Consider the following 25,013-nt stretch of genomic DNA (forward strand, 5'->3'; position numbering starts at 1 on the left):
TTTTAATCTGATGTATCTGATTGTATATAGAGCTATTGCCGGTGCGGTCATCGCAGTGGTTACTGCCAGTTGGTTTTATCCGACAGCTGCAGCTCAGCAAACGTTGCTGTTGGCTACAGGCGTCCTGTTTCTGCTATGGCTGGCCATTGAGTCGGCTCTGACCTATAGCGAGTTGTCCGAGCCTTCGCAGAGGGGTATCGGCTATATGGTTGATATCATATTGGCGGGTATATTGATTTATGCCACAGGGGGTATCAATAGTCCGTTTTCCCTGCTGCTTGGCCTGATTATTATCGCATCGGGTACACATGCTTACCGCATGCTTCCGCTGCTTACGACCATCGTTACCTGTGTCACGTATCTGATCGCAGTATATGGCGAAGCCACGTTTGTGAGTTATACACTGCCGGACGCACAGCAGGCATTACATATCCTGTTTCAGGCTTCCACGCTGATGCTGGTCGGGGGGGTGATGGCATATATTGCCCGCCGCCACGCAAGTTTGCGTGCCAGTAGTGATAAGGCAGTCAGGCAACACCGACAACTGAAGGACTTGCATGATAGAATCATGCTATCCATGCGAGAGGGTGTGATTGTGCTGGATAATCAACTGCAGGCCAGTGATATGAATGACGCAGCTCGCGAACTGTTGGGTGAATATTGCATCGAACAACTTATCGAAAACTCCGCATTGAATGATTTTTTTCAGACATCAAAGGCCTCGATGTTTCAAACTGAACAGCGGCTGAATGACATAACGTTGTTATTGGCAGTAACCAGATTATCTGCAGATGAAGATGCAGCCTGGCTGCTGACTCTGGTTGATATTAGTGATCTCAGGACTCTGGAGCATCAGCTGATTCAGAAAGAAAAGTTGGCGGCTATGGGGCAGATGTCTGCCATGCTGGCCCATGAAATCCGCAACCCGATTCAGACTATGACCCAGGGGCTGGAAATTATGGCGGCCAATAAATCGGTGGGAGTGGATATTCATGGGATTATTCATGATGAAATGTTGCGCCTGAACAGGCTGGTCTCCACCATGCTCGATTATTCAAAACCTCTGCTGCCAAATAAATTACCGATTCTGATGCCACAACTTTTGCAAGCTGCAGTGAATAAGGTGGAGATGGTAGAGCAGGGAGTCATTGACTGGAGCTGTGAAGTGAATGAGTTGTTTATTGATGGTGACCATTTTCGACTGGTGCTGGATAATCTGCTCTCCAATGCACTTGCAAACAGTCCTGATGGCAGCAAAGTTAATGTTTGTCTGGGTGCTGAAGAGCATAGCTGGTGTCTGTTTGTCAGTAATCAGGGAGAGATTCCCGATGTTTTGCGCGGCTCACTTTTCGAACCATTCACAACTGGTCGCTCCAGAGGCATAGGACTGGGGCTGGCCACAGTCAAACAGGTGTGTGATGTCAATGGATGGACTGTGCATCTGGAGAGCAGTACGGGGCAAACCTGCTTTGCAGTCAGCGGGCCGATATTAACGGACAAGGTTCTGTCAGATGCGACAGATCAGATGATTGATACGAGGGAGAGACAGCATGGCTGAAATACTGCTCGTTGAAGATGAGGCGAATGCACGCAAAATTTTATCTCTGGGGCTTGAGTTGCAGGGGCATCAGGTGGTTGCCTGCGCTTCTCCTGAAGATGCTGAACAGCGAATGAAGGAAAAATCGTTTGATGTTGTGCTAACGGATCTTCGCATGCAGGGGCGTGATGCAGGACTCGAGGTTATCAAAACAAGTCAACAGCTTCAGCCACAGGCAAGGGTGCTGTTGCTGACGGCTTATGCCAGTGCTGAAACGGCTGTAACTGCAATGAAAGAGGGCGCGTTTGATTATCTGACTAAACCCGTTTCCGGTGAAGAGTTGGCTGCAGCAGTCGAGCGCGCGCTATTTAATGCGGCATCATCAAGCGAGCATAAAGCGGAAGTTATGCCGGAAAGATCAGAGGACAAAGAGATGCTGATCGGTGAGTCGGAATTGATGCAGCGAGTCAGACAGCGACTGGGCAGGGCTGCAAAATCAGATTTCACTGTTTTGATTACAGGAGAATCGGGTACAGGAAAAGAGCTGGCTGCCCGTTTTGTGCATGCTTATTCAGCACGCAGCAAAGCCATGTTTGTACCGGTACATTGTGCTGCTATTCCGGAAGGTTTGTTTGAATCTGAGTTATTCGGGCATCGTAAGGGCTCTTTTACCGGTGCAGATTTTGACAGGGTCGGGCTGATTGAATCTGCCGATGGAGGGACTCTGTTCCTTGATGAGGTGGGCGAAATGCCTCTCTCGGTGCAGGTTAAACTACTCAGGGTTTTGCAGGAGAGACGTATTCGCAGGGTTGGAGATGATCGTGAGCGCGATGTGAATGTGCGCATTATCGCAGCCACTAATCGGGATCTGGATACTGAAGTGTCTCAGGGGCATTTTAGAGAGGATCTGTTCTTCCGGCTCAACGTAGTGCCTGTACATCTGCCGCCGCTCAGGCAAAGGCGCGAAGATATACCACAGCTGGCTCAGGCTATTGTGCGTCAGTGGAGTGAGGGACGGGCACGTATTTCCGAAGCATGCATGAAACGCCTGTGCGAACTGCCATTCATGGGGAATGTGCGGGAGCTGGAAAATATTCTGCAGCGCATGCTGGCTTTGAGTGAGACAGGGGACCTTGATCTGCAACTGCTCAGTGAACTCTACTCCACGGCACACAGCGAGCCACAGCTCTCTTTATCATCACTGCAGCAGGATGAGCATGGCCTGGATGAGTGGATGGAAGGCATTGAGAAGCAGGTGATTGATGAGGCGCTGGCCAAAACCGGTGGTAATATTACGCGTGCGGCCGAGGAGTTGGGTATCAGTTTCCGGTCATTACGTTATAGACTGAAAAAGCTCGGCTTTTCCGGAGATGATACGTGATTTCTGTTGTGCTGCTGGCCATTGTCGTCGGTATGATCTTTGGCAGTTTTGCCAATGTTTGCGTGCATCGCATTCCTCAGGGGGAGTCAATTGCTTTTCCCGGCAGTCACTGTCCTGAGTGTCATCATGCCATCGCCTTTTATGACAATATCCCACTGATCTCCTGGTTACTGCTCGCAGGCCATTGCCGTCATTGTAAGGGTTCCATTTCATGGCGGTATCCGCTACTTGAACTGCTGATGGGGATGAGCTGGGGATTACTCGCGTGGCATTATGGCCCCACCCCGATGCTGGCCGAGGCGCTATGCCTGTTTTCACTGCTCTGGATATTAACCTTTATTGATCTGGAAACCTTCCTGTTGCCGAATGTGCTGACCTTTCCCGGCATCGCAATGGGACTGGCTTTTTCATGGTGGTTCGGTGATTGGCAGAATGCTCTGATCGGAGCAATCGCCGGTTATGCTGTTCTATGGCTGGTGGCCCGGTTGTTTTTGAAAATGACAGGTCAGGAAGGCATGGGTTACGGCGATTTCAAACTGCTCGCCATGCTCGGAGCATTTATGGGGTGGCAAGCCTTGCCATTTATCATCTTTGCATCTTCTGTAGCAGGTACAGTGATAGGGTCTGTGATGTTGAAGTTGTCTAATCGCGGGTTTCGCACTGAAATTCCATTCGGTCCTTATATCGCGGTGGCTGGCATGTGTTGGTATATCTGGCATGAACAGATCCTGAACTGGTATCTGGGAATATCGGGGATCAACCCGTGAGCAAGCTGCAGAGAATCGGTCTGACTGGCGGTATAGGTAGTGGTAAATCAACTGCGGCATCGATGTTTGCTGAACAGGGGATCCCTGTCCTTGATCTCGATCAGGTGGGGCGCGACCTGCTAGCTCCCGGCTCTGCTGCTGTGCAGCAGATTCAAGATGCATTTGGAATTACATTTGTACTAGCTGATGGTCCTACGGACCGAAAGGCGCTGGCAGCCCACTGCTTTGCTGATGCAGCAAAAACCGCGCGACTTAACGCCATTATGCACCCTTTAATCTGGCAGGCTGAGGAGCAGTGGCTAGACAGACAACAGGGGGAGATGGCTATTATTGAAGCATCTGTTTTGCTGGAGTCAGGTGGTGCCGGGCGAATGGATGCGGTGATAGTCGTCATGGCTGAAGAGCGTCTTCGCTTGCAGCGAGTTTTACGACGAGGACTGCAGGATGAACATCAGTTTCATGTGATTCTGAAACGCCAGTGTGATGATCAACAGCGGGTAGAGCAGGCAGATTATCTTATCAATAATAATGGTTCTCTGTCAGCACTGCGGGATCAGGTGGTTTCGCTATATGAGAAATTACAGCGAAATTCATAAGCATGAGCAGATGAGAGGGCACAGTCGAAGGTTGACAGCGTAAGCCTGCACATTAACAATGCATGCGTCGGGTTTCTCCGGCGTTCCGTTTATCCGCAAGGATTTGTCGTAGTTAAGTTCATTGATGACACATCAGACCAAAGATCCGACCCGTGTCCACTTTTGGAGTATTTTAATGTCTAAAGAAAACGAAACCGCACAGGAAGTGGCTGATTCCTCAGCATCAGCAAAACCTGAAGCAGCAAAACCTCGTCCTCGTGGCCGTCCACGCAAAGTGGAAAAAGAGGTTGAGGCTAAAAGTGCGGAAACCGTTTCGGATGTGGTTGAAGAGAAACCCCGTCGCCGTGGGCGCCCGCGCAAGGCAGATAAAGAGGCTGTAGCAGAAGCAGCTGTGCCGGTAGCAGAATCTGGCGAAGTGAGTGAAGAAAAACCTCGCCGTCGTGTTCGTCCCAAGAAGACTGATACTAAAACTGTGAATGAGTCTGCTGAAAGTACTAAAGAAAATGAGAGTGGCGAAGCAGCATCTGATAATAGCAGTGGTAAATCCGATGCCAGGTCTAAAGGCGATACAGCGGATACAGTCGCGGAAAACCCGCGTCGCAATCGTTGGAAGAAGGGAGGCAATGGCGGCAAACGCTCTCGCAGAGATGAGGTAGAAGAGAAAATTTCTACTGAAATGGAAGGTGTAACCCTGAACCTGAAAGAGGTTTCATCCAAATCTCCGACTGAGTTGCTGGAACTGGCTGACGAGTACGATATTGATAATGCTGCAGGTATGCGCAAGCAGGAGCAGGTGTCTGCTATTTTGCGTGCCCATGGTCTGCGCTCTGGAACAATCTATAGCGAAGGTGTGCTGGAGATCCTGCCGGATGGTTTCGGTTTCCTGCGTTCCCCTGATGCAAACTATCTTTCAGGTCCGGACGATGTGTACGTTTCCTCGCATCAGATTCGCCGCTTTTTTCTGCGTAAGGGTGATACCGTAGCCGGCGAAATCCGCTCTCCTCGCAGAGGTGAGAAGTATTTTGCTCTGAAAACAGTTGATACCACCAATGGTCAATCACCTGAGCAGGCACGTACCAAGGTACTGTTCGATAACCTGACGCCGCTCTATCCGGATGAACGTCTGACCATGGAAGTTGAGAATCCGACTCGTAAAGATATTACCGGTCGTATTATCGATATTGTATCTCCGATCGGTAAAGGCCAGCGTGCTCTGCTGGTGGCGCCGCCGCGTACCGGTAAAACAGTGATGATGCAGTCCATCGCCCATTCTATTGAAGCCAATCATCCGGATGTGGAACTGATTGTGCTGCTGATTGATGAGCGCCCTGAAGAAGTGACCGATATGAAACGCTCTGTGCGGGGCGAAGTGGTTTCTTCCACCTTTGATGAACCTGCACAGCGCCATGTACAGGTTTCCGAGATGGTGATTGAGAAGGCCAAACGTCTGGTTGAGACAGGCAAGGATGTTGTCATCCTTCTTGATTCGATCACGCGCCTTGCTCGTGCTTATAATACTGTTGTCCCATCCTCAGGTAAGATTCTTACCGGTGGTGTGGATGCCAATGCACTGCATAGGCCGAAGCGTTTCTTTGGTGCGGCACGTAATATTGAAGGTGGTGGTTCTTTGACGATTATCGCTACGGCTCTGGTTGAGACCGGCTCCAAGATGGATGAAGTGATCTTCGAAGAGTTCAAGGGAACCGGTAATATGGAGATTAAGCTGGAGCGTAAGCTCTCTGATAAACGCGTGTTTCCGTCCATCGATATTGCGCCATCCGGCACACGTAAGGAAGATCTGCTTACACCTGCAGATGATCTGCAGAAGGTATGGATTCTGCGTAAGATTCTTTCGCCAATGGGCTCAATTGATGCGATGGAGTTTCTGCTCGATAAGCTTGGTACCACCAAGAACAATGCAGAATTCTTCGACCGCATGAATCAGTAGAGAAACGCAGTGTGAGATGTTAGGTGGGTTCAGCAGCCACATCTCACAGCTATTCTCTCAGACCTTATGGCAGATGGTATTTGCCAAATTAGCAACAGGACAACGGGTCGGGCAGTCGTCACAGGCGATGACTTTGCCTACGAGGCTGCTCAACTCGTTGATGTTAAATGGCTTATCGAGGAAATAGCAGCTGTTGTGATGACATAGCTCATGTCTATCGTGAAAGCCACTCATGATGATGACTTTAGCTTTCAAGCCGTTTCTTTGCAGGGTTCTGATCAATTCAAACCCATCCATGCCTCCCATCCTGACATCAGAGATAAGCAGTTTTGGTTCAAAATACGTTTCAGACTGCGTATGTGCTAGATACTCTTCAGCGCTGTAGAAGCAGGCGATTTGCTCACTGTGTGCTTCTAGCGCCAGAGATAAAACTTCAGAAATTTCAGGTTTATCATCGATAATGTGTATTGGCATGTAAATCCCCCTGGCGAAGGAACCTCCCTGTCCCAAATTCATAATCTAGAATAGAAGCAATAGAATGGAATAAGCTTGAGGTCGTACGACCTGTATTAGGTTGCTTTGGCTAAGTATTAGATGTGAAATGAGCAGATGCATATTCTTGTTGTGGATGATAATGATGAATTCAGGCAGGGATTGGTTCAGGTATTACAGGAGGATCTTCAGGCAACTCATATTATAGAAGCACGTTCGGTGGCTGATGCGCGTGACCTCACGGGGCAGCACCATCGTTCTTTTAACCTAATGCTTTTTGATCATGGCCTTCCCGATGGAGAAGGGGTGGTACTGCTGGAAGAGATATTAAATCAATATCCTTACCTAAAGATTGTGATGTTATCCGGCTGGGAGGATCCCGGACTGATGCGGCAGGCTTTGGAAGTCGGAGCTTTGGGTTATATTCCGAAAAGCACAAAAACATCCGTGATGATCACTGCCATTCAGCTTGTGCTTGCCGGTGGCACCTATATACCCACCCATCTGCTAGCGTATCTTTCAAAAGAAGGGTCCCCGGCAGCCAAGGCCTTTACAAGGGACTCCTTAACGAAGCGACAGCTTGAAGTATATGATTTGCTTCGGGCCGATTTGTCGAATAAGGAGATAGCCAGACGGTTGAATATTACTGAGGCAACCGTAAAGGCTCACGTTACAGCGATTTTGAGATCTCAGGGCGTTACTTCACGCACCCAGTTGCTTCCATAATATGAAACGATTTCTGTTATTTACAGTTTTAATGAATCGGGAAGGTGATGGAATCTCGGCATGTGATAATCCCAATTACCATCCGGTTCATGCGTAATCCAGACAGTTTTGCAGCCCAGTTCCCGGGCCACTTTCAGATTGTCCGCCATATCATCCACTACCAGTGTCCGCTCAGCTGTGCAGCCCTCAGCCTTAATTAACATAGCCAGCGTCTCTTTGCATGGTTTGGGAATGTAGTTGTTAAAGCGGATATCATAGATTGCGGCAAAGTGATGGGCGATACCCAGAACATCCAGAATACGTTCAGCATGTTCGAGAATACCGTTGGTATGGATGACCTTGCGTCCGGGCAGTCGAGCCAGGGCTGCATCCAGTTCATCGTCGCGCTTAAGTATCTGATGTGCATCAATGTCATGTACATCGTGCAGAAAGGTTTCAGCTTCCATGCCGTGGTGTAACATCATGCCGCGCAGGGTGGTGCCGTATTCTTTCCAGTACTTCACCCGTAGCCGGTCCGCCTCTTTGTGATCCACATCCAGTTCCTTGGCAACAAATGCGGTCATGCGTTTGTCCATGCGGGCAAATACGCCGTTATCTGCGGCGTACAATGTGTTGTCGAGATCAATTACTGCTAAATCGAATGGCATTGCGGGTGTTATCAGTTGAGGTTTAATTCCATACGGCGGGAATACTCAGGCCTTTCCTGTCCTGTGGCTTGCTCGTGCCAGAATCTCAATATAAAACGATTCCAGTTGCCGCTCTTCGGCAGTGTTGATGGCTGTGCCAATTTCAGCCACTGAAATCACTTCGGCTGCTTCGGCTGAGGGCCCGAATTTACAGTCGAAATCCCAGATGTCGAAGCCTTCCGGCAGTTCTTTACTGCGCTCTCTCTTCAGGTACCGTTTAACGTCGCGTCTTACTGTATCGACAAGTCTGGCGTATTTGATTTTCGGGTGGGTTAATTTAAATGTCTTTTTCATCTGACCCGAAGCCTGTTCCAAGCCGGCATAATCTGCAATCAGAGTATATAATCAGTGTAACAGCTGAAAAACCCTTTATTGCGTGAGTTGCAGCAGCAAGTTTGATTCTGCACGCTTAGGCTTATGGATCATTGGCATTTCGATAATCGTTTTACCCGGCTGCTTCCAGCTGACCCGGAAGATGAGAATTATCGGCGACAGGTTTTTCAGGCCTGTTATTCACGGGTGAAACCGATTCGGGTCTCAAGTCCTGCACTTGTCGCTTACGCTCCTGAAGTTGCAGAACTACTCAACCTGACTGAATCAGATTGCCGAACGGAGGCCTTTAAAGAGGTTTTTTCAGGCAACCGGCTGCTTCATGGCATGGACCCGCATGCGACCTGTTATGGTGGACACCAGTTCGGTAGCTGGGCCGGTCAACTGGGAGATGGACGTGCCATTAATCTGGGTGAACTGATTAATGATGCTGGTGAGTCCTGGATGCTGCAACTTAAAGGGGCCGGACCAACGCCCTATTCTCGTAATGCTGATGGTTTGGCCGTATTGCGTTCCTCAGTGCGAGAATTTCTCTGTAGTGAGGCGATGTTTCATCTGGGGGTGCCGACTACGCGAGCCTTAAGTCTCTTATTAACCGGCGATCAGGTGATGCGGGATATGTTTTATGATGGACGCCCGGCACTGGAGCCCGGCGCAATTGTCTGTCGTGTTGCCCCCTCATTTACCCGCTTTGGCAGTCTGCAGCTTTTTTCTGCCCGCAAGGATGTGGATACATTGCAGGCTCTGCTTGATCACACCATCAGCCATGATTTCCCCCATTTGGGTGAGCCGGACAGGGATTGTTATCTACAATGGTTTGAAGAGGTGTGTCAGAGCACTGCAAGGCTGATGGTGCACTGGATGCGAGTCGGTTTTGTACATGGGGTCATGAATACCGACAATATGTCAGTACTCGGTCTGACTATTGATTATGGGCCTTATGGCTGGCTGGAAGGCTTTGACCCCGACTGGACGCCGAATACTACGGACAGGGAAATGCGCAGATACAGCTTTGGCAGGCAGCCTGCGATTGCGGGCTGGAACCTGGCTAGACTCGGTGATGCGATGATTCCGCTGCTTGGTGATGCGCAGCCATTACAGCTGGCTCTGGATCGGTATAAGGTAAGTTATCAATCCGGGTGGCAGCATATGATGGCAAGCAAGTTGGGGCTGAAATCATTTGTTGAACAAACCGATATGGCTCTGCTGGAGGAGTTGCAGAGCATCCTGAGGCTGACGGAAACAGATATGACTATCTTTTATCGTAAGCTGGCTAAACTGGATATCTCAATCGATTCGGACAGGGCACAGAATGCTGAAATCATACAGCCACTGCTTGATGCCTATTATATGCCGGAAGAGCTTGAAGGCGAGACACTGCAGCAGATATCCAACTGGTTGCGTCGTTATATCAAACGCCTGCAACTCGATGGGTGCAGTAACGAAGAGCGTAAGGCTTTAATGAATCGAAGCAATCCCAAGTATGTGCTGAGAAACTATCTGGCTCAGGTCGCCATTGATAAGGCAGAAGGTGGCGACTACAGTGAAATTCATCAGCTTTATGCGTTATTGAAACACCCTTATGATGAACAACCTGAATTTGAAGCTTATGCAGCCAAACGTCCTGACTGGGCCAGAGCGCGTGCGGGTTGTTCCATGTTGTCCTGTAGCTCCTGATGAAAGAGTGGTGAAGCTAGAGTCTAGCTGTGAACCGGCACTAGCTTGTTGGTGAGAACCACAGTGAACTCATCGAGCGTTCTGCTTTTGAACATGGCGGCAATCAGCCAGAGCATCAACAGTGGCAACAGCAGAACCTGAACCACAAAGATCGTCAGGTAGGCAGTCATCAGTTGCAATAGTGAGTTGATGATATGTTCAGCATTTTCCACCATGGTCAGGAATGCTTTGCGTGTATTCTCAACTTTATCGGCTGCGCTGGCTGTCATGGAAGAGAAGAAGCCCTGACTCTGCTCCGGCGGCATATTGCTCATCTTGTCATAGCTTTCGGAAATGATGGAAAGTTTTTGCATGGAATCGGCAATGCCCGGTTGTAGCCAGTTGGCATATAGGGAGTGACTGATCAATGCGGAGGCTGGCAGCATGAATCGTAATAACAGCAGGATCAGGCAGAATTTGATCGCCAGTTTTAGTAAAGGCATTGCCAGACCTGTCTTATTCAGCCAGATCATCGGAACCGATAGCAGCAAAATGATGGCAATTACTTTGAATGAAATGACTTCGGATATTTCAAAGCCGATTTTCTGGATACCCAGCGAGGCAATCGCTGCAACCAGTACAGATGAGAGGCGTTCGGTCATGTCATCTATCGGATCAAGAATCTGACCCGCTGCGATGGTAATGCCTACGCCAGCTGGCGCTAATTCCAGATGTGATTCCTTGACCACAGAGACCACGGCATTGACTCCGCGTGTTGTGGCATAAGCGATGGTGGCTGCCTGAATGGATTCACTGAAATAGTTGTCTGCGAGCTTATCTGCGACCGGTATTTTGACGAAAGAGGCAGCAAACAAGAGCGCACTGATCAGGGTGATCAGCAGTGTGTGTTTGACTTGGGCTGCAGGCTCTGGCATTTGCTCGAGTGTTAGCCTTTCTGGTTGCTTGCCACCAGCCAAACAGCGTGAACAACCCCGGGAAGTATACCCAGCAGTGTGAGCACAATGTTGATAAAGAAATGCTTTGAGGCACCCACCTGTAAAAACGCACCAACAGGTGGAATAAAAATAGCCAGGATAAGATTAACAATGTTCATGTGTATTCCTCATTATTATATGGACATTTCCATTATCGGGTGGTCTATGCTGTTTGTCGAGGGGTAAGGTCTATGAATGGTGCTGAGGCGAAATATTCTTTTGTTGTTCAATTTCTGCCCAGGTTTGGTGGTATAGTGCTGAGGAGCTATCAATCTCAATGGCGCGTTGGATCGCCTGCAGTGCCCGGTCATAGTTTTGCTGATCAAGATAAGTCTGCGCCAGATTATTGAATGCTTCGGCTGCGTCGGGGTAGTCCCGGCTGGCCTTAAGAAATGTCTGCTGTGCCTGTTGCAGTTTACCGAGGGCGTACTGGCTGTTCCCCAGCCCCATTCTGGCAGCGAGACTGTCCGGCCAGCGTTTGCTTGCGGCTACATACGATTTCAGTGCTAATGGATGAAAATCAGCCTTTTCCAGTGATGACACTGCTCTGAGATAGACCTTTTCATCAGCGCTGGCGGGCAGTTTGCCGGCAGGTAGTACGAGCATGGCCCAGCTATCGGCGCGAACCCATGTGTTCTCGAATGTTGAGAGTGGCATGACATAATCGGGGCTGTCGCCGGAATGTAATGTGATGGTTTGATGGCTAAGATCAAAGCCGGTGGCAACAGCATAATGCCATTGCGGAGTCAGGCTCAGGCCAAGATTCTGAAAAACAATCACCGGATGCCCGGATTGTATCTCCAGCAGCAGCTTGTTGAGTGACGGTGCCAGCTTGTAAGCCAGCATGCCGTAGCGGCGGGGTGTCGCCAGCATTTCAATCTGCAAGCTGCCCCGTTTGTTCGGTATGTACAGTTCAGGCCTTAACTGCTCGGGTGAAATGGCAACACCCGCATGGCCGAGTGCCATGGCAAGGGCCGCCGGGCCACACTGGAAATCCTGCTGGGGAAAAAAGGGTACACTCTCGATCTTTGCTGAACTGTTCATTCCGACAGGTTTTTCCTGTACCAGATTGGCAGTCTGTTTCGGCATGCAGCCACTGAACAGCAGGCAGGCAAGAAAGACACCCGCGATCAAGCGGGTGCGGTGTCCTGTTTTAATGGGCATGTCTGTGCGCAAACGGGAATACGTCTGTAAATCCGAGAATGTCGGTAATCAGCAGTACCACAAAAATAAATACGGCAGCACCGATCACTTCACCGATAATACCACCGGCAGGCAGTGAATCGATTCTGCCGGCCAACATCTGTAATTCCTGATCGTTCAGGTGTGCAACACGTGCCTGTGCTTCATCAGGAGAAACACCCTGTTGCTTCAGTTCCTGTTGTACATCGGCACGATTGAGAAATGCGATGACCTTTTCACGTTCATTGTCCGCTTGCTGCTGCTCAATCACCTGATCGGTTGTAACCATGGCTGCCTGAGCCAGCGGGATTTGTATGTTTAATATACCAATCATCAGTGCCAGCAGCGTAATAAATGATTTTCTAAATAATCTATTCATTGTTATTACTCCTTTTGCCGAAGCTGCGTTCGTTTGCAGCGATAGCATTGCGCTGCATGCTAGTGCTTTGTGACTCCAGCTTTCTGTGATGCAGCGAACAGTTTGCAAGACTGAGCACAGATGACTATGTAAACTGTCGCCAATGATGAGCTTACCAAAACACCTGTTGATTCTCGGTTGTGGTTATGTTGGAGAAAAGTTGGCTCGGGCCTGTCTGAATGGCGGTGTGCAGGTGACGGCTACAACGCGTAGTAGGGAGCGTGCCACTGAACTTCAGGGAATAGGCATCACGGCCATTTCAGTGGATTCACCTGCGAATCTGTCCACAACAGTGCTGGCCGGAGTTGATGCTGTGCTCGACTCGATTCCGCTTTGTCGAGACGGACAGCATATGTTTGCGCCTCAGCATCAGTGGTTGCCAGCGCTGGCTGAAAAATTGCAACACATCCAATGGGCTGCATACCTGTCCACGACTGGTGTCTATGGTGATGCGAATGGTGGCTGGGTTGATGAGACGCATGTCTGCCAACCGACAAGCGCGCGGGGCAGAGAGCGCCTGATAGCTGAATCACTCTGGCAGGAGTCGGGATTGCCAGCCGAGATATTCAGGCTTGCGGGTATTTACGGGCCTGAACGTAATATGCTCGGACGATTGAAAGCTGGTGGATATCAAGCCGTGTCATGGCAGCCTCCACACTGGTCAAGCCGCATTCATGTGGATGATATCGTGGCGGCCTTGATGGCTGCGATGCAAAGGCAACGGGCCGGTCGTATTGTGAATCTGGCGGATGATGAGCCATTGCCGCATGTCGAATATGTGACAGAACTGGCTGGAATGATTGGCGCGCCATCGCCTGTCATCCTTTCCCCGGAAGAGGGTGCGCGTGAACTTTCGCCGATGGCATTGGAGTTTTTTCGGGATAATAAGAGGGTTTCAAATCGATGTTTGCACCGTGAATTGTTGCCGGAACTACATTATCCTTCGTTCAGAGATGCAGTAGAAACGTTGATTGGATAACAGGAGAAGATTATGGCCAAAGGATTGATGGATTTTGCGGCGGAAGCCAGAGCAAAGGTTGAAGAGATCAGTACAGAAGAGGTTGAGTTGATTGTCGGAGGTCCGGCACTGTTTCTTGATGTGAGAGAACCAGGTGAGGTTCGGGAAGGGCATTTACCTAATGCAGTGAATGTTCCACGCGGCCTGCTTGAGGCTAAGGCTGATCTGAATTTTCCACACCGCGAAGAGAAGCTGGAAGACAGGGATCAGGCTGTAATCGTTTATTGTGCCAGTGGTGTTCGCAGCCTGTTGGCCGCTGCAACGATGCAGGAAATGGGCTTTACCAATGTAAAATCGATGGCTGGTGGATTTGTTGCCTGGAAGGCAGAAGGCAGAGAGATTGCTGGCGAATCCTGGTGATCGTTTCTGCCTGTAAATGCAAAAGGGAGGCTGACGCCTCCCTTTTTAATGGATAAAGGATTGTTTGCTTAGCCTATGAAGATCAGTCCCAACAACATGGCAAACAGTAGTGCTGCAATAGCACCAAGCATTCGAATGGGTGAACTGGCGTTGTTTTCAAAAACTTCCACATCCCCATATGATGTTAAGCGTGACATGCGTCCTCCATTGTTGCGGCAATAATGAGCCAACGATGCACAGTTCACAGCGACCAAACTGTGATGCAGGACACTCTTTGTGCCTCAGGCTGGATGCAATTGATCAGGATCTCTCTAAACTGTCTGCATGAATGCGGATCAATTTCACATGATAGCTGAGAAGCTGTTCAATGAACTACCGGCAAAGTTTCGCCGGCTTATGCAGAATGTTGTCATTGTGACAGAAGATTTTGCCAGTGCTGAGGTGCTTGCATCCATGCAGATTGAATCTGCCTACGACCTTCTCGGACTCTATGAGGGGGTGCCTCTTACAGAACGTCAGATTGCTGAGTCGGGGAGTGTGCCGGATTTGATCCATCTCTATCGTGAGCCTATTCTGGCTATGCAGGCTGAGAGTGGCGAGAGCATTTCTGCCTGCATCCGGAATGTGATGGTTCACGAAATTGGTCATCATTTTGGATTTTCTGATGCTCAGATGCATGCGATTGAGCAGGAGTCCAAGCCTTAAGTCATTCGAAATGACTGTCCTGATATTTCAATGCTGACCGGTTTCTTTTATATGAATAAGATTTAACGTGGCAGTACGTGCGCTTTGACCGTGCTGCTGATATTATTTCGGCATAAGAGAAATGACGCAGGAGTTTATACGTGGGTATTCTTGAAGGTAAAAAAGGTTTAATCCTTGGAGTGGCTAACAATAAATCTATCGCATGGGGTGTTGCCCAGGCGGCCAAACGCGAGGGTGCTACCCTTGGATTTAATTATCTTGGTGAGATGATGGAAAAACGTGTGCGTCCGCTGGCCGAGAGCCTGGATGCCGACATCATCGCGCCGATGAATGTTTCTGAAGAAGCCAGTATTGATGCATTTTTCGCACAGGTGAAGGAGCAGTGGGGTGAGATCGATTTCATTGTGCATTCGATAGCCTTTGCCAATAAAGATGCTCTGCAGAACGGCTTTTCAAACACGTCGCGCGAAGATTTCCATCTTGCTTTGGACATTTCTGCATACTCGTTTGTTGCTTGTGCGCAGCGCGCAGCACCAATGATGAAGGCCGGCGGTAGCATGGTCACCATGTCCTACCTTGGAGCTGAACGTGCGGTTCCGGGTTATGGCGTTATGGGCGTTGCCAAGGCAGCACTTGAAGCATCAACGCGTTATCTTGCACAGGATCTTGGACAGGATGGCATACGTGTGAACTCAGTCTCAGCTGGTCCGATCCGTACTCTGGCTGCATCAGCGGTTGGTGATTTCCGCAAGTTGATGGAGAAGAGCGCTCGTGGCTCCATGCTGGGACGCAATGTATCTCAGGAAGAGGTGGGTAACACCACGGTTTATCTGCTATCTGATTTGGCATCGGGTGTGACCGGTGAACTTCATTATGTCGATGCCGGCTTCCATATCGGCGCAGGCGATCCGGAAGTCGATTAATCGTGTCCGGCTCTTCGTTCGGACAGATATTCAGAGTTACTACTGCTGGCGAATCGCATGGTGCAGCGCTGGTAGCCATTGTTGAGGGTTGCCCTGCCGGTCTGGCTTTAAGCGAAGCCGATATACAGCCGGATCTGGATCGGCGAAAGCCGGGCCAGTCCAAATACACCACACAGCGCCGTGAGGCTGATGAGGTGGAAATTCTCTCCGGCGTTTTCGAGGGTAAAACAACAGGTTGTCCTATTGCACTGTTGATACGAAATACCGATCAGCGCAGTAAGGATTACTCCGATATCAAGGATAAATTCCGTCCTGGGCATGCCGATTTTACCTATTTTGAGAAATACGGCAGGCGCGATTATCGCGGCGGCGGCCGTTCTTCAGCACGTGAAACTGCGGTGCGCGTGGCGGCAGGTGCTGTGGCCAGGAGGCTACTGGCCGAATCCGGCATCTCCATTATGGGCTGGGTGGACCAGATCGGACCTGTAAAAGCTGATCCGACGGCATTCAGCGCTGATGAAATCTCTAATAACCCATTTTTCTGTCCCGATGCAGCTGCGGCTGAACAGATGGCATCGTTTATGGATGGCTTGCGCAAGTCCGGTGATTCGATCGGTGCCGGTGTCACGGTTGAGGCGCATGGCATGATTCCCGGCCTTGGTGAACCCGTGTTCGACAGACTTGATGCTGATATAGCTAAATCATTGATGAATATTCCGGCAGTGAAAGCGGTGGAAATCGGCGATGGCATGGCGTGCATTGAGGCCAGGGGTTCAGAATTTGGCGATGCGATCCGAATGGACGGTTTTCAGAGTAATCATGCTGGCGGCATTCTGGGGGGTATATCCAATGGCGATACCATTCATGCCCGCATGGCATTGAAACCGACCTCATCCATTTTGACTTCACGCCCCACGATTGATATTCATGGGGATGAAACTGAGATTGTGACCAAGGGTCGTCATGATCCATGCGTGGGTATCAGGGCTGTGCCGATTGCCGAAGCGATGCTGGCGCTGGTGTTGGCTGATCATCTCTTGCGCCACAGGGCTAGCAGGATTTAATTCCCATCGGTCAGGAGTCCATTCGCTGGCCTGTTTCAGGCTGAAACTTAACGATTATTGTTGCGCAGGTTCCAGCCATGTGCCGGTTAAACCGGTCTTGTTGCGGATCTCTTGCATTTTTTGCCTTGCCAGTTTGTTACCAAGCTGTTCGGCGTAGCAGAGGCGATACCAGATTTTACTGCTGACGTTTACCTGTCTGATCGCTGTTTCAAAACCGTAACCTTTGAGCCTTTCCTGCTCGCGGGTGGCCTGAGCCTCAGTTTCAAGCGATGTCAGATTGATGATGTATGTTTTGATACCTGTATGATCGGCTGTGTGTTCTGGATTTGCAGTGCTCTCAGCGCTACTGTCTGAAGTGTCGGCTGTGGCTGGTGCCGCACTAGCAGTTTCTGCCACGGGGGTGGAAACTTCAGTATCCGGTGTGCCTGTTTCAGTCGCAGGCGATGAATCGTTTACTGCGTCGGGTTGTTCAGCAGAGCTGGCCTCAGATGAAGCAGGCTCATCATCAAATTCATCTTCACTCCAGTCCTCATCTTCTTCCCAACCATCATCCGTGGACTCTTGTTTGGGCGGATTACCATCGTATATCTTATATATGCGATTCTGACGCCATGCTTCTCGCGTGAATATATATGGATCCAGAGCCAGCTCGTCACGTGCATTCGATGCATCGAGAAGTTGTGCCCGTTTATCGACATATTTCAGCACAGCCACTGGAATAGTGACTTGCGGAGCCAGTACAAAACCAGCCCAGAATAGGGGGTCGGTTGCAGTGGCAGTGACAAAATCAGGTGTGTTTCGTACTGAGTTGGGTCCGAGCAGGGGGTAGACGATATAAGCGCCCTGACCAGCACCCCAGACCGCAAGTGTCTGCCCGAAATCCTCGTCATGACGTTCCAGCCCCATTGATGATGCTACGTCCACCAAACCACCGGCACCCAGCGTCGTGTTAATCAGGAAGCGACTCAGGTCAGAAATGCCCTGCGTGCCATTACCCTGCAGGAAGCTATTCAGTACAGTATTCAAATAGGTCGCATTGTCGAAGAAGTTGCTAACAGCCGTGCGCATGGGCTTGGGTACAACGGCAGTGTACCCCTGAGCCGCAGGTTTAAGCGTGATACGGTCAACGGTATCATTGAGGCTATCCATGCCACGGTTGGCTGGCTCAATAGGATCGTGGTTATTCTCAGTGGTGGCGCAGGCTGACAGTGTCAGAAGCAGTGCCAGAATAATGGGTAGGCGGCTTCGATTCATCATTCAATTATGCCCAAGCTGTAGATAAATGCACGAATAAGCAGTCGGTAATTATTCATGGGCACGGGTTGGGGTTGCCACTGTGCACGTTTTCAATATCTGAAATACAATCATGTGAAAGCTCCACCTCCAGACTGGTGATATTCTCGGCCAGTTGCTGCATGTTGGTCGCACCGATAATGGTTGCCGTTACAAATGGCTGTTGGCGGATAAATGCCAATGCCATCTGAGCAGGATTGATGCCATATTTGCGGGCGATATCTATATATGCGGCTGTCGCTGCGACACCTCTTTCACCGGAATAGCGACTGTATTGTTCAAATAGGGTGAGCCTGCCATTTTCAGGTTTTTCCCCATTCAGGTATTTGCCGGATAAAGTACCAAATGCCAATGGAGAGTATGCCAGCAGTCCTACTTGTTCCCGGCATGAAACTTCTGCAAGGCCTATCTCATAGGAACGGTTGAGCAGGTTATACGGGTTCTGAATTGATGCGATACGAGGTAAGTCGCTGGATTGCGCCAGATTAAGATATTGCATGGCACCCCATGGCGTTTCATTGGAGATGCCGACGTGCCGCACTTTGCCGGATTGTACCAGTTCATACAGAGCCTCCAGCGTTTCATCTATCGAAGTGGCTGAAGTTTCACGCCTGTGTTGATACCCCAGCTTGCCGAAATAGTTGGTACTTCGATCCGGCCAGTGGGTCTGATAAAGATCGATATGGTCTGTTTGTAAGCGGCGTAAAGAAGCTTCACAGGCGGAGATAATATTTTTCCGGTCTAGATGGGCTTTGCCAGCCCGAATGTGCGGGCACCATTCTGTTGGGCCGCATACCTTGGATGCCAGCACTACCTTGTCCCGATTGCCTGTTTGTTTAAACCACTCACCGATGATGCTTTCGGTTGCACCATAGGTTTCAGCTTTAGGCGGAATGGCATACAGCTCGGCAGTATCAAAAAAATTCACGCCTTTTTCCAATGCATAGTCCATCTGCGCAAAGGCTTGCTTGTCTGTGTTCTGCTCTCCCCATGTCATGGTTCCCAGGCAGATCTGGCTGACTTGCAGTTCGGTTTTTCCAAGGCGATTGAATTTCATGACAACATTATAGACCAAATCGGCATGATTGCTTGATTCTTGCCTGCGGATTCAGCTGTCGAACAATTTTTTAATCGTCTGGGTCAGAAGTTCAATGGTGAATGGTTTGACGAGCGTTTCGCTATGATCCAGTTGCTGTTTGAGACCGGAAATCAACTTGTCATCATAACCTGTAGCAAAAAGAATGGGGATATCCTGATTCATTGTGCGGACCTTTTCAGCCAGTTGAACCCCGCCGGATTTGGGCATGACTACATCGGTAATAATCATATTGATGTTACTGCTCTGTTCTTCAAACAGGGTCAGTGCCTCATCTCCATTTTCAGCTTTCAGCACGCTGTAACCCAGAGAACAGAGCACCTCTCCAATGGTATCAAGTACATCTTCTTCATCATCGACGAGTAAAATCGTTTCTCCATGGCCGTAGATGATCTCTTCCTCACTATGCTCAGGCTTGGCACTGTCCCCCTGAAGCAGGGGAAGATAGATATGAAAAGTGCTGCCACTGTTCAGTGAGCTATCGACTTCGACAAAACCATCATGTGATTTCAGTGCACCGAATACCATGGCAAGCCCGAGCCCTGTACCTTTGCCAACCTCTTTCGTGGAGTAGAATGGCTCAAAAATCTGGTCCAGATGTTCCTGGGAGATACCATGGCCATTATCGCTTACACTCAGATGGGCATACTCCTTCTGCGTTGCTGCTTGATGTTTTCTCCGGAATGCAGCGTCAACGGTGAATCGCTGTAGCTGGATGTCGATGCGTGGCTGATCCACTCCGGCGACAGCGTCACGGGCATTGGTAATCAGGTTCAGCAGCAACTGCTGCAGCTGGGTCATGTCTGCTGATACCTGCATATTATCAAGTATGTTCAGGTTCAGAGATATGTTTTCAGGTACGGAAACCCGGTGCAGTTTCATGGTTTCTTTCAGAAATGAAGTCAGAGGCAGGGTGGATTTTTGAACCAGACCTCTGTTAGCAAAGGTAAGTAACTGCTTGATCATATCGGTTGCGCGACCAGTAAGGGCTTCGATTCGACCAAGTTTCTCGGTAATTTGAGGCTCGGTTTTAGCAGCTTGTCTGGCCAGATAGAGGTTGCCAGTTATGCCTGCCAGCATGTTGTTGAAATCGTGAGCAATACCACCAACCAGTGTGCCGATGGATTCCATCTTCTGGGCCTGCCGGAACTGTTCTTCCATCTGTTCAAGTTTAGTCAGGTCCTCATGCACGCCGATATAGTGGGTGATTTTACCAACCTCATTCCGGACCGGAGAAATTGTCAGCATAGCAGGGTAAGTTGTGCCATCCTTCTTCTTTTCAATTACTTTACCCTGCCAGGTCTCTCCTGATGTTATGGTGTCACGAATATTCTCAGTGATGTCACGATAATCTTCGCTCCTGAATAGCAAAGGCGTTTTGCCTATGGACTCTTCAGCGGTGAAACCGGTAACACGGCTGAATGCTGAATTAACATATTCAATGATACTATTGTTGTCAGTGATGGTGATGACTTCAGCAGTTTGCTCAATAGCCTGTGAAACTTTTTGCAGGCTGCTCAGGGTGTGATCTCTTTCTATGGCGATACTTGAAAGTTTCGCCGCATTGGAAATGTCTTCGATCTCTTCAGGTCTAGGGGAACAAGGGCGGTCGTAATACATGGCAAATGTGCCTAAAACTTCGCCGCTGGCATTGAAAATTGGTTCTGACCAACATGCCCGAAGGTTTAGCGGCAGGACGAGAGACGTATAAGCTTCCCAGCGTGGATCGTGTTCAATGTCTTCTACAATGGTACGCTCTTTATTAAATGCTGCGCTACCACATGAGCCCACCATGGGGCCGATTTCAATCCCTTCAATCGCATCGTTATATACATCAGGCAGACTGGGGGCCGCAGCTTTGTAGAGGTGCCCATCTTTTAGTAAAAGAATGGAGGCTTTCATGTTCGTATATCGTTCTTCATAGGAATGAACAATTTCATTGAAAATGTGGTCCAGATTGTTGTTGCTGGCGATCATTTCCAGAATGGTAGATGTAGAGTTTCTCAGCTTTTCAATCTGCTTGCGTTCAGTGATGTCAAAGATGTTTCCATCTAACCACATCAATTCATCTTGCTTGTTAAAGATCGGTTGCCCCTGCTCGTGTACCCAGCGAAGCTCACCATCAGCATGCACAATACGATATTCGATAGTGAAAGCATTTTTTTTCCGAACACTTTGCATGACTTTATCCCGAACATATGTCTGATCATCCGGGTGAATTATACTGTTGAATGAGCGAATTTGGTTGTCCAGAAAGTCATTGGCGGGGTATCCGGAAATAATTTCTATGGCATCACTGATGAAATTCATGGTCCATGCATCATCGCAGCGACAGCGGTAACTGGTACCCGGCAGGTTGGCTACCAGTGTTCTGAAACGGGTTTCACTCTCTGTGAGTTCTTCTGTTCTGCTGCGAACCATTTTCTTGAGCAGGAAAGATTGCAGTCCGAATATCAGTAACAGCGCAATCAGTCCGAATACAGATAGTTGCCATCTGTATTGCTTGAGTACATCTGCAAAGCCTGGTTCGGCTTTATACAACATTTCAGAGACAGGGAAGTTGAGTGAGATAAGTCCCAGCTCAGCATAGGTGTCGGTGATTTTCTGCCAACGGTGCAGGCTCATATAACCGAGGTTCACGACATCCTTGAGCACCATTTCACTGGTTTTATAGGCTTCGAAATAGAGCTGCCCCTGAGGCAGGTTTTGAGTGTTGTATTTGCGCTGAATAAGATCAATTGTCTCATCGATATGATTCAGGGCGTAGTCCCAGCCTTTCAGACTGGCCTCAATGAATGCCTGAACTCGGGCTGGATGATTACGGGTCTCATCGTCGGATGTAATCAGTATATCGCCGTAAAAATCAATGCCTATATCGCCTGGACTGAGAATATTGTAGGCAAAACCCATCTGCTTGAGCTGGTGCGGTTGGTCGGTGATGTAAACACTAAAGGCATCTGTATTACCCTGAATCAGGTCCTCAATGTTAAAGCTGGTATTTTGGCGGGTGAAATCATGCGCATTCACCCCGGCTTTTTTCATGGCGGCAAGGATGACTGCATCCATATGTTCGCTTTGCATCATGGCCCGCTTGCCTTTCAAATCGGTAAATGTCTTGATGCCGGAGCTGCTGGCGACAGCCAGAGCCAGAGGTGAATGCTGGAATATTGCAGCCAGCGCTTTTACCTGCTTACCACTGTTGCGTGCCAGTATAATGCCTGTATCTGTAATGCCATAATGGCCATCGCCAGTATTGGCATGCTCGATTGGATTCATGCCGGGCCCGCCTTCAAGGAGCCGGACATCCAGTTCCCGCTGATCATAATAACCTTTTTCCACGGCCATATAAAAACCGGCAAACTGAAAGGCATGTTTCCATTTCAGTTGCAGGCTGATCTCTTCGTGTGCAGATGGGATGCCACCCCCTGTCAGTAGCAGAATGGCAAGCAGCAGGGCATTGAGTGGTCGGTAGTGACGCATGTTTATGCTTACCATACCCATTTCAACATGCCCTGTAATGCACTGCTATCGAGGTTGCTGTTGTGGTGATAGTAGTACTCCAGGCCGACACTCAGGTTGTCAAAATCCTCAGCGGTCAATTTGCCGATATTCACCAGAAGTTGGGGCTGTGTATGCAGCTCCATACCATTATTGTCTGTGCCATAGAGGTCGATAAAACCTTCAAATGATAACCATTCACCCAGCGGTATATTCCATACACCTGTGCTCTGCCATGTTTTCCTGTTCAGGTTATCTTTACGCAGATAAGCATGCAGACTCAACACATTGAAGCCGGGCATGGAACAATCGACACCCAGACCAATCATTTCAGCATGGAAACCTTCACCGTCGCGATTGAGCTGAGCGGCAATAAACAAGTCTTTGATCATGCCCGCAGAGAGATCGTGCCCGGTGATGGCGGACAGGCTCAGGCGAGGCGCCCATTCGGAGTAGATGCGAGACTTGCTGCCGCTTGGTGCGCCTGTGAAATCGAGAAAATTACCGGACAGAAAATCAACAAAGAAGTAGTTGTCCCCATAGGCCCATGTGCTGAAATGCTCCAGCGTCAAGGTGGTCATTTTGCCATCGGATGTGTTGTTGCCGTAATAGTTGTCATTGAACGAACTGCCATAGAGCAGTTGCAGATTGGTGCTTGAAAACGCATGAGCCTGTGTTGGCAGTGTGAAGCATAAACATGCTGCAGCAAGCATAGAGCAGCTGAAAACATGCAATGATGACGAAACCTGTTTAAGCATGCCTGCCATTGTAGATGGTACCACTGGCATTGGCATATTGTTGTAATACATCAGCGGCCTCCTGCCTGCAGATATCGGTAGCGACTGTAATGCCGCGTTTTTCAAGTGCTTCCTGCCAGTTGTCCATCTTCGGCCCTTCATCAAAGCCGATGGCCCGTGCGTCCTCATCACGGGCCCCGCAGACCAGGTGCCGGATGCCGGACCATGGAATGGCACCGAAACACATGGCGCAGGGTTCGCAACTGCTCACCAGTTCATAGCTATCCTTTGTGGCACCAAGATCGAAGCGCCCCAGTCGCTGTTGAGCACTACTGATGGCGACCATTTCTGCATGTGACATCGAGCAGTTCGATGTTACAACCAGATTCATGCCGATAGAGAGCAGCTCATGGGTATCGATATTGAATATGGCTGCGCCAAACGGGCCGCCTGTGCCGTGCTCGATGTTCATGCTGGATAAGCTGATTGCCAGAGCCATGCGCGATTCAACTGTTGCAAACTCCGAGCCAGCGTTCCGGAGCAGCGCAGCAGACCATTCAGGCAGTTGAATCGATATTTCGAATGGCGATAGCTTTGTCATAAATAGTCAGGCAGCAAGAATAGTACCAACAATGCCGGTTTTCTGGCCTGTTTTATCAATCATGGCGGGTTTAATGAACCTTTAGCAGTTCCACCTCAAACACGAGTGTTTCTCTCGGGCCGATAGCTGCTCCAGCACCTCGTTCGCCATAGGCCAGGTTTTCGGGGATAAACAGCTGCCATTTCGAACCTTCCTGCATGAGCTGTAGTGCCTCAGTCCAGCCTGGAATAACCCGATTGGCCTGGAATATCATCGGGTTTCCACGTGCGTAAGAGCTGTCGAACTCACGTCCTTCAATCGTGGTTCCGCGATAATCCACCGTAACATTGCTATCGATTTTAGCCGATGGGCCACTGCCTTCTCGGATGATTTTGTACTGCATGCCGCTAGGCAGCACTACAATGCCGGGCTGCTTTGCATTGGCTTCCATGAAGGCACTGCCTTTGGCAGCATTTTCAGCCGCGATTTCATGACGTGGGCGGCTATCTGTGGCGGTGTCCTCCTGAGAAGAACAGCCAGCTATAAGTGACAGGGTGAAAAGAGCGATGAGGGATCGAATAATCATGGCTTTACTCGAATGCCGGGCAGCATCCGCCGCTGCCACATACAGGTGCAGGAGAGCAGGGAGCGGTTCCACAGGCTGTCTCCAGTGAACCTGAGGTGATGGAGTGAGCTGAGATCAGCTTCTTCAGATTCAGGCTTCCGCACTGTTTGCAAGATACAGACTCAGAACTGTTCCGCACCAATGTCTCAAATTGCTGCTGACAATCAGAGCATCGAAATTCATAAATGGGCATGGCAATCTCCTTGCGACAATCATACATGCTTGAAAGAGTGAGTGGAACAGGTCTGCAGCTTTTGTTGGCTGGCTACCCATCAGTATTTTCCAATCCGTAAATGAGTCTGAAAGCTGATCGCATGGTTTATAGTTCATGCTGCCTCGTTGTTCTGCCCAAAGATTGTTTTGAACAAGGTTTTGCGAGCGTTTCGTAAATGCTTCCATG

Annotated in this window: 28 protein-coding genes; 12 read left to right on the plus strand and 16 right to left on the minus strand. The window is 49.5% G+C overall.

The window, feature by feature from the left end:
- Nucleotides 1-10 precede the first annotated feature (10 nt).
- The 5 genes from MMIC_RS09145 (at nt 11) to rho (ending at nt 6,229) form a co-directional block, all read left to right on the plus strand.
- Nucleotides 11-1,558, plus strand: a complete 1,548-nt coding sequence (locus MMIC_RS09145) for a sensor histidine kinase (RefSeq protein ID WP_072660162.1) — start codon at nt 11-13, stop codon at nt 1,556-1,558.
- A complete protein-coding gene (locus MMIC_RS09150) occupies nt 1,551-2,918 on the plus strand; it encodes a sigma-54-dependent transcriptional regulator (RefSeq protein ID WP_072660163.1) in 1,368 nt (455 codons plus the stop codon). The genes MMIC_RS09145 and MMIC_RS09150 overlap by 8 nt, the downstream gene beginning before the upstream one ends.
- Entirely contained in the window at nt 2,915-3,685 is a 771-nt protein-coding gene (locus tag MMIC_RS09155; protein WP_072660164.1) for a prepilin peptidase, read from the plus strand. Before MMIC_RS09150 ends, MMIC_RS09155 begins: the two co-directional genes overlap by 4 nt.
- Entirely contained in the window at nt 3,682-4,281 is a 600-nt protein-coding gene (gene coaE, locus MMIC_RS09160; RefSeq protein ID WP_083530544.1) for a dephospho-CoA kinase, read from the plus strand. The genes MMIC_RS09155 and coaE overlap by 4 nt, the downstream gene beginning before the upstream one ends.
- Before the next feature lie 676 nt (nt 4,282-4,957).
- Complete coding sequence (gene rho, locus MMIC_RS09165; RefSeq protein ID WP_373855355.1) at nt 4,958-6,229, plus strand: transcription termination factor Rho; 1,272 nt, start codon at nt 4,958-4,960, stop codon at nt 6,227-6,229.
- Nucleotides 6,230-6,286: 57 nt separating this feature from the next.
- Here the strand turns inward: rho and MMIC_RS09170 are convergent, their stop codons facing one another.
- Complete coding sequence (locus tag MMIC_RS09170; RefSeq protein WP_072660166.1) at nt 6,287-6,703, minus strand: response regulator; 417 nt, start codon at nt 6,701-6,703, stop codon at nt 6,287-6,289.
- A gap of 150 nt (nt 6,704-6,853) precedes the next feature.
- Between MMIC_RS09170 and MMIC_RS09175 the strand changes: the two genes are divergently transcribed.
- The gene (locus MMIC_RS09175; RefSeq protein ID WP_171966495.1) at nt 6,854-7,447 is read left to right on the plus strand and encodes a response regulator; all 594 of its coding nucleotides are present in this window, start codon (nt 6,854-6,856) and stop codon (nt 7,445-7,447) included.
- A gap of 20 nt (nt 7,448-7,467) precedes the next feature.
- On the opposite strand, the gene MMIC_RS09180 is transcribed toward MMIC_RS09175, so the two are convergent.
- Nucleotides 7,468-8,094 carry a pyrimidine 5'-nucleotidase gene (locus MMIC_RS09180; protein WP_072660168.1) on the minus strand — a complete coding sequence of 209 codons (627 nt, stop codon included), beginning with the start codon at nt 8,092-8,094 and terminating at the stop codon, nt 7,468-7,470.
- Between the two features lie 45 nt (nt 8,095-8,139).
- The gene (locus MMIC_RS09185; protein WP_072660188.1) at nt 8,140-8,427 is read right to left on the minus strand and encodes a DUF6172 family protein; all 288 of its coding nucleotides are present in this window, start codon (nt 8,425-8,427) and stop codon (nt 8,140-8,142) included.
- Nucleotides 8,428-8,550: 123 nt separating this feature from the next.
- On the opposite strand from MMIC_RS09185, the gene MMIC_RS09190 reads away from it, so the two are divergent.
- Nucleotides 8,551-10,140 carry a protein adenylyltransferase SelO gene (locus tag MMIC_RS09190; protein WP_072660169.1) on the plus strand — a complete coding sequence of 530 codons (1,590 nt, stop codon included), beginning with the start codon at nt 8,551-8,553 and terminating at the stop codon, nt 10,138-10,140.
- Between the two features lie 23 nt (nt 10,141-10,163).
- On the opposite strand, the gene MMIC_RS09195 is transcribed toward MMIC_RS09190, so the two are convergent.
- The 4 genes from MMIC_RS09195 to MMIC_RS09210 form a co-directional block, all read right to left on the minus strand.
- On the minus strand, nt 10,164-11,054 hold the full coding sequence (locus MMIC_RS09195; RefSeq protein WP_072660170.1) for a hypothetical protein: 891 nt from the start codon (nt 11,052-11,054) through the stop codon (nt 10,164-10,166).
- A gap of 11 nt (nt 11,055-11,065) precedes the next feature.
- Nucleotides 11,066-11,233, minus strand: coding sequence for a YqaE/Pmp3 family membrane protein (locus MMIC_RS09200; RefSeq protein ID WP_072660171.1), 168 nt, complete (start codon nt 11,231-11,233; stop codon nt 11,066-11,068).
- A gap of 70 nt (nt 11,234-11,303) precedes the next feature.
- Nucleotides 11,304-12,278: a PA2778 family cysteine peptidase gene (locus MMIC_RS09205; protein ID WP_227819450.1), complete on the minus strand. Its 975-nt coding sequence runs from the start codon at nt 12,276-12,278 to the stop codon at nt 11,304-11,306.
- On the minus strand, nt 12,268-12,675 hold the full coding sequence (locus tag MMIC_RS09210) for a PA2779 family protein (protein WP_072660172.1): 408 nt from the start codon (nt 12,673-12,675) through the stop codon (nt 12,268-12,270). The genes MMIC_RS09205 and MMIC_RS09210 overlap by 11 nt, the downstream gene beginning before the upstream one ends.
- Nucleotides 12,676-12,817: 142 nt before the next feature.
- Here MMIC_RS09210 and MMIC_RS09215 point away from each other — a divergent pair, with 142 nt between their 5' ends.
- Together MMIC_RS09215 and MMIC_RS09220 are read left to right on the plus strand one after the other, a co-directional pair.
- The gene (locus tag MMIC_RS09215) at nt 12,818-13,693 is read left to right on the plus strand and encodes an SDR family oxidoreductase (RefSeq protein ID WP_227819451.1); all 876 of its coding nucleotides are present in this window, start codon (nt 12,818-12,820) and stop codon (nt 13,691-13,693) included.
- A gap of 12 nt (nt 13,694-13,705) precedes the next feature.
- Nucleotides 13,706-14,092 carry a rhodanese-like domain-containing protein gene (locus MMIC_RS09220; RefSeq protein WP_072660173.1) on the plus strand — a complete coding sequence of 129 codons (387 nt, stop codon included), beginning with the start codon at nt 13,706-13,708 and terminating at the stop codon, nt 14,090-14,092.
- 68 nt (nt 14,093-14,160) lie between these two features.
- Here the strand turns inward: MMIC_RS09220 and MMIC_RS12910 are convergent, their stop codons facing one another.
- On the minus strand, nt 14,161-14,289 hold the full coding sequence (locus MMIC_RS12910; RefSeq protein ID WP_265331370.1) for a hypothetical protein: 129 nt from the start codon (nt 14,287-14,289) through the stop codon (nt 14,161-14,163).
- Between the two features lie 127 nt (nt 14,290-14,416).
- Here MMIC_RS12910 and MMIC_RS09225 point away from each other — a divergent pair, with 127 nt between their 5' ends.
- From MMIC_RS09225 to aroC, 3 genes are all read left to right on the plus strand, one after another.
- Nucleotides 14,417-14,797, plus strand: coding sequence for a metallopeptidase family protein (locus tag MMIC_RS09225; RefSeq protein ID WP_072660174.1), 381 nt, complete (start codon nt 14,417-14,419; stop codon nt 14,795-14,797).
- A gap of 140 nt (nt 14,798-14,937) precedes the next feature.
- The gene (locus tag MMIC_RS09230; RefSeq protein ID WP_072660175.1) at nt 14,938-15,720 is read left to right on the plus strand and encodes an enoyl-ACP reductase FabI; all 783 of its coding nucleotides are present in this window, start codon (nt 14,938-14,940) and stop codon (nt 15,718-15,720) included.
- Between the two features lie 2 nt (nt 15,721-15,722).
- Nucleotides 15,723-16,784, plus strand: coding sequence for a chorismate synthase (aroC, locus tag MMIC_RS09235; RefSeq protein WP_072660176.1), 1,062 nt, complete (start codon nt 15,723-15,725; stop codon nt 16,782-16,784).
- Nucleotides 16,785-16,838: 54 nt separating this feature from the next.
- Here the strand turns inward: aroC and MMIC_RS09240 are convergent, their stop codons facing one another.
- The 8 genes from MMIC_RS09240 to MMIC_RS12830 all read right to left on the minus strand — a co-directional run.
- Complete coding sequence (locus MMIC_RS09240) at nt 16,839-18,038, minus strand: MlaA family lipoprotein (protein WP_072660191.1); 1,200 nt, start codon at nt 18,036-18,038, stop codon at nt 16,839-16,841.
- Between the two features lie 55 nt (nt 18,039-18,093).
- The gene (locus MMIC_RS09245) at nt 18,094-19,134 is read right to left on the minus strand and encodes an NADP(H)-dependent aldo-keto reductase (RefSeq protein ID WP_072660192.1); all 1,041 of its coding nucleotides are present in this window, start codon (nt 19,132-19,134) and stop codon (nt 18,094-18,096) included.
- A gap of 51 nt (nt 19,135-19,185) precedes the next feature.
- The gene (locus tag MMIC_RS09250) at nt 19,186-22,668 is read right to left on the minus strand and encodes an ABC transporter substrate-binding protein (protein WP_171966496.1); all 3,483 of its coding nucleotides are present in this window, start codon (nt 22,666-22,668) and stop codon (nt 19,186-19,188) included.
- Nucleotides 22,662-23,480 carry a DUF5020 family protein gene (locus MMIC_RS09255; protein ID WP_083530546.1) on the minus strand — a complete coding sequence of 273 codons (819 nt, stop codon included), beginning with the start codon at nt 23,478-23,480 and terminating at the stop codon, nt 22,662-22,664. The genes MMIC_RS09250 and MMIC_RS09255 overlap by 7 nt, the downstream gene beginning before the upstream one ends.
- Complete coding sequence (locus MMIC_RS09260) at nt 23,422-24,009, minus strand: nucleoside deaminase (protein ID WP_072660179.1); 588 nt, start codon at nt 24,007-24,009, stop codon at nt 23,422-23,424. Before MMIC_RS09260 ends, MMIC_RS09255 begins: the two co-directional genes overlap by 59 nt.
- 70 nt (nt 24,010-24,079) lie before the next feature.
- Nucleotides 24,080-24,646 (minus strand): BamJ family beta-barrel-assembly machinery protein, encoded by a 567-nt coding sequence (bamJ, locus tag MMIC_RS09265; RefSeq protein ID WP_227819452.1) that lies wholly within the window; start codon nt 24,644-24,646, stop codon nt 24,080-24,082.
- Complete coding sequence (locus MMIC_RS09270; protein ID WP_072660194.1) at nt 24,579-24,806, minus strand: FmdB family zinc ribbon protein; 228 nt, start codon at nt 24,804-24,806, stop codon at nt 24,579-24,581. Before MMIC_RS09270 ends, bamJ begins: the two co-directional genes overlap by 68 nt.
- Nucleotides 24,704-25,013 (minus strand): hypothetical protein (locus MMIC_RS12830; RefSeq protein WP_227819454.1); only part of this gene is annotated, 310 nt, incomplete at its 5' end. The genes MMIC_RS12830 and MMIC_RS09270, both read right to left, overlap by 103 nt.

Source organism: Mariprofundus micogutta (assembly GCF_001895085.1).
Classification (GTDB): domain Bacteria; phylum Pseudomonadota; class Zetaproteobacteria; order Mariprofundales; family Mariprofundaceae; genus Mariprofundus; species Mariprofundus micogutta.

Excerpts from the sequence above, each read along its gene's own strand:
- MMIC_RS09145 (WP_072660162.1), top strand. The coding sequence starts at position 11 with ATGTATCTGATTGTATATAGAGCTATTGCCGGTGCGGTCATCGCAGTG.
- MMIC_RS09150 (WP_072660163.1), top strand. The coding sequence starts at position 1,551 with ATGGCTGAAATACTGCTCGTTGAAGATGAGGCGAATGCACGCAAAATT.
- rho (WP_373855355.1), top strand. The coding sequence starts at position 4,958 with ATGGAAGGTGTAACCCTGAACCTGAAAGAGGTTTCATCCAAATCTCCG.
- MMIC_RS09170 (WP_072660166.1), bottom strand. The coding sequence starts at position 6,703 with ATGCCAATACACATTATCGATGATAAACCTGAAATTTCTGAAGTTTTA.
- MMIC_RS09180 (WP_072660168.1), bottom strand. The coding sequence starts at position 8,094 with ATGCCATTCGATTTAGCAGTAATTGATCTCGACAACACATTGTACGCC.
- MMIC_RS09185 (WP_072660188.1), bottom strand. The coding sequence starts at position 8,427 with ATGAAAAAGACATTTAAATTAACCCACCCGAAAATCAAATACGCCAGA.
- MMIC_RS09190 (WP_072660169.1), top strand. The coding sequence starts at position 8,551 with ATGGATCATTGGCATTTCGATAATCGTTTTACCCGGCTGCTTCCAGCT.
- MMIC_RS09195 (WP_072660170.1), bottom strand. The coding sequence starts at position 11,054 with ATGCCAGAGCCTGCAGCCCAAGTCAAACACACACTGCTGATCACCCTG.
- MMIC_RS09200 (WP_072660171.1), bottom strand. The coding sequence starts at position 11,233 with ATGAACATTGTTAATCTTATCCTGGCTATTTTTATTCCACCTGTTGGT.
- MMIC_RS09205 (WP_227819450.1), bottom strand. The coding sequence starts at position 12,278 with ATGCCCATTAAAACAGGACACCGCACCCGCTTGATCGCGGGTGTCTTT.
- MMIC_RS09210 (WP_072660172.1), bottom strand. The coding sequence starts at position 12,675 with ATGAATAGATTATTTAGAAAATCATTTATTACGCTGCTGGCACTGATG.
- MMIC_RS09215 (WP_227819451.1), top strand. The coding sequence starts at position 12,818 with ATGATGAGCTTACCAAAACACCTGTTGATTCTCGGTTGTGGTTATGTT.
- MMIC_RS09220 (WP_072660173.1), top strand. The coding sequence starts at position 13,706 with ATGGCCAAAGGATTGATGGATTTTGCGGCGGAAGCCAGAGCAAAGGTT.
- MMIC_RS12910 (WP_265331370.1), bottom strand. The coding sequence starts at position 14,289 with ATGTCACGCTTAACATCATATGGGGATGTGGAAGTTTTTGAAAACAAC.
- MMIC_RS09225 (WP_072660174.1), top strand. The coding sequence starts at position 14,417 with ATGAATGCGGATCAATTTCACATGATAGCTGAGAAGCTGTTCAATGAA.
- MMIC_RS09240 (WP_072660191.1), bottom strand. The coding sequence starts at position 18,038 with ATGAATCGAAGCCGCCTACCCATTATTCTGGCACTGCTTCTGACACTG.
- MMIC_RS09245 (WP_072660192.1), bottom strand. The coding sequence starts at position 19,134 with ATGAAATTCAATCGCCTTGGAAAAACCGAACTGCAAGTCAGCCAGATC.
- MMIC_RS09250 (WP_171966496.1), bottom strand. The coding sequence starts at position 22,668 with ATGGTAAGCATAAACATGCGTCACTACCGACCACTCAATGCCCTGCTG.
- MMIC_RS09255 (WP_083530546.1), bottom strand. The coding sequence starts at position 23,480 with ATGTATTACAACAATATGCCAATGCCAGTGGTACCATCTACAATGGCA.
- MMIC_RS09260 (WP_072660179.1), bottom strand. The coding sequence starts at position 24,009 with ATGACAAAGCTATCGCCATTCGAAATATCGATTCAACTGCCTGAATGG.
- MMIC_RS09270 (WP_072660194.1), bottom strand. The coding sequence starts at position 24,806 with ATGCCCATTTATGAATTTCGATGCTCTGATTGTCAGCAGCAATTTGAG.